Source organism: Janthinobacterium sp. PC23-8, from assembly GCF_002250505.1.
In the GTDB taxonomy this organism is placed as follows: domain Bacteria; phylum Pseudomonadota; class Gammaproteobacteria; order Burkholderiales; family Burkholderiaceae_D; genus Janthinobacterium.
In genome coordinates this window covers 2,112,265-2,113,528 of record NZ_NJGY01000001.1, presented here as the reverse complement: position 1 = coordinate 2,113,528, position 1,264 = coordinate 2,112,265, and the positions used below count along the sequence as shown (strand labels likewise).

Genomic DNA, 1,264 nt, shown 5'->3' with positions numbered 1-1,264 from the left:
GATGGGTAATGATTGTATGTATCAACAAACAAGCAACAACGTTGTACTTTCTTATCCCTGTAGCGCTCTTTGTTCACTTAGGTAGACAGAGGCTAACGTTATAGGGACAAGCGAATAAGTGCACATGGTGGATGCCTTGGCGATTACAGGCGATGAAGGACGTAGTAGCTTGCGATAAGCTGCGGGGAGTGAGCAAACACACTTTGATCCGCAGATTTCCGAATGGGGCAACCCACCCTTTTAGGGTATTGCAACCTGAATACATAGGGTTGCAAGGCGAACGCGGCGAACTGAAACATCTAAGTAGCTGCAGGAAAAGAAATCAACCGAGATTCCCAAAGTAGCGGCGAGCGAAATGGGAAGAGCCTGTACGTGATAGTCGGACCGATAACAGAATCCTCTGGAAATAGGAGCCATAGCGGGTGATAGCCCCGTATGTGAAATTGGACCGGTGATACTAAGCGTACGACAAGTAGGGCGGGACACGTGACATCCTGTCTGAATATGGGGGGACCATCCTCCAAGGCTAAATACTCGTAATCGACCGATAGTGAACCAGTACCGTGAGGGAAAGGCGAAAAGAACCCCGGAAGGGGAGTGAAATAGATCCTGAAACCGTGTGCATACAAACAGTAGGAGCGGACTTGTTCCGTGACTGCGTACCTTTTGTATAATGGGTCAGCGACTTACATTCAGTGGCAAGGTTAACCGTATAGGGAAGCCGTAGAGAAATCGAGTCCGAATAGGGCGATCAGTCGCTGGGTGTAGACCCGAAACCAAGTGATCTACTCATGGCCAGGATGAAGGTGCGGTAACACGCCCTGGAGGTCCGAACCCACTAATGTTGAAAAATTAGGGGATGAGCTGTGGGTAGGGGTGAAAGGCTAAACAAACTTGGAAATAGCTGGTTCTCTCCGAAAACTATTTAGGTAGTGCCTCAAGTATCACCATCGGGGGTAGAGCACTGTTATGGCTAGGGGGTCATTGCGACTTACCAAACCATTGCAAACTCCGAATACCGATGAGTGCGAGCTTGGGAGACAGACGTCGGGTGCTAACGTCCGGCGTCAAGAGGGAAACAACCCAGACCGCCAGCTAAGGTCCCAAAGATTGGCTAAGTGGAAAACGAAGTGGGAAGGCTAAAACAGTCAGGATGTTGGCTTAGAAGCAGCCATCATTTAAAGAAAGCGTAATAGCTCACTGATCGAGTCGTCCTGCGCGGAAGATGTAACGGGGCTAAGCCAGTCACCGAAGCTGCGGATAT

General features: G+C 49.7%; 1 other annotated feature (cut by a window edge).

The features are described from left to right. The first annotated feature begins 104 nt into the window (after positions 1-104). Positions 105-1,264 (top strand) — a sequence feature (mutual gap in cmsearch alignment for this rRNA model is longer than 100); it runs 1,915 nt beyond the window's last position.